Origin of the sequence: Allosphingosinicella sp. (assembly GCF_036387215.1) — a bacterium.
Classification (GTDB): domain Bacteria; phylum Pseudomonadota; class Alphaproteobacteria; order Sphingomonadales; family Sphingomonadaceae; genus Allosphingosinicella.
In genome coordinates, this window is sequence record NZ_DASVUE010000355.1 from 1 (window position 1) to 1,534 (window position 1,534).

4 protein-coding genes are annotated in these 1,534 nt (G+C 70.0%); all 4 read left to right on the forward strand.

The genetic code is table 11. The features are described from left to right. A partial coding sequence (locus tag VF662_RS14070; RefSeq protein ID WP_464142384.1) for a cytochrome c oxidase subunit 3 occupies positions 1 to 120 on the forward strand: 120 nt, incomplete at its 5' end. After that, positions 117 to 500, forward strand: a complete 384-nt coding sequence (locus VF662_RS14075) for a DUF983 domain-containing protein (RefSeq protein ID WP_464142386.1) — start codon at positions 117 to 119, stop codon at positions 498 to 500. The genes VF662_RS14070 and VF662_RS14075, both read left to right, overlap by 4 nt. After that, on the forward strand, positions 497 to 1,087 hold the full coding sequence (locus VF662_RS14080) for an SURF1 family cytochrome oxidase biogenesis protein (RefSeq protein WP_464142380.1): 591 nt from the start codon (positions 497 to 499) through the stop codon (positions 1,085 to 1,087). Before VF662_RS14075 ends, VF662_RS14080 begins: the two co-directional genes overlap by 4 nt. A 72-nt stretch (positions 1,088 to 1,159) precedes the next feature. Then, the coding region (locus VF662_RS14085; protein ID WP_464142382.1) for a M16 family metallopeptidase at positions 1,160 to 1,534 on the forward strand (375 nt) is incomplete at its 3' end.

Genomic DNA, 1,534 nt, shown 5'->3' on the forward strand with positions numbered 1-1,534 from the left:
CCCAGGCAGCATTTCGGCTTCGAGGCGGCCGCCTGGTACTGGCACTTCGTCGACGTTGTCTGGCTGTTCCTCTTCATCGCCATCTACGTCTGGGGCGGCTGGGGCGCCGAAGTCCACTGAGCCAAGCCTCGCCTGCCGGTCGAGAGCCCGCAGCAGCCGAAGCGGCCCTGAAGGGCCTCTGCCCCCGCTGCGGCGCACGGACCCTCTTCTCCGGCGTCGCCGCCTTCTCGCCCAGATGCCGGGCCTGCCAGCTCGATTTCTCGGGCTTCAACGTCGGTGACGGCCCCGCGGCCTTCCTGACGCTGATCGTCGGCGCACTGATCACGGCGCTCGCGATCGGGGTGGAGCTTACCCTGAAGCCGCCGATGTGGGTTCACGTCCTGCTCTGGTTCCCGCTGACGATGGTCGCCGTTGCCGGCTCGCTCCGCTTCAGCAAGGGGATGTTGCTGGCGCTCGAATACAGGAACAGCGCCCGCGAGGGCCGGATCAGCCGCGAATGACGCGCCTCCCCTTCTGGCCGACGCTGATCGTCGCCGCGGCGGTTGCGGTGATGGTCGGCCTCGGCATCTGGCAGCTGCGGCGCATCGAGGAGAAGGAAGCGCTGATTGCCCGCTACGAGGCGGCGGCGGGGCTTCCGCCGATCGCCTGGCCCGCCGTTCCTCCGGCCGACGATTCGCTCCTCTACCGCCGCGCCGACGGCTTCTGCCTGAAGGTCGTGGAGTGGCGCGCCGTCGCGGGCCAGAACGCCTCCGGCGAGCCAGGCTGGAGCCACATCGCCTCCTGCCGTACCGGCGGCGTCGAGGGGCCTGGGATGCAGGTGGACATGGGCTGGTCGAAGGAGAGCAAGGCACCCGGCGGCTGGGGCGGCGGCCCCGTCAGCGGCGTGATCGCGCCGGACCGTTCGCACATCATCCGCCTCGTCTCCGCCCGGCCGGCTCCCGGCCTTGCCGCGTCAGCCCCTCCCTCGCCGACGGGCGTTCCGAACAACCACCTCCTCTACGCCATCCAATGGTTCTTCTTCGCCGCCGCGGCCGCCGTGATCTACGCTCTCGCCCTCCGGCGGCGGCAGCGGCAACCGCTGGCCTGAGGCTCTCCGGCGCGGGCCCCCGGGCCGCCCGGATTTGCTCCTTCCGCCGCTAACCCCTAAATCGCCCCCTTCATGATGCAGCTCACCACCCTTCCCAACGGCCTTCGCGTCGCCACCCGGCAGATGCCCGGCATCGAGACGGCGGCGATCGGCCTCTATGCCGAGACGGGCTCCCGCTACGAGCCTGCCCATCTCAACGGCATCGCGCACCTCTTCGAGCACATGGTGTTCAAGGGCGCCGGCGGCCGCTCTGCGCGCGAGCTGAGCGAGGCCATCGAAGACGTGGGCGGCGATCTCAACGCCTCCACCGATCGCAGCGGCACCAACTTCATGGCGTCAGTCATGGCCGAGCACGTGCCGCTGGCGGTCGAGCTCCTCTCCGACATGATCCTCCGGCCGCACTTCGGCCAGGCCGATCTCGAGCGCGAGAAGGACGTCGTGCTTCAG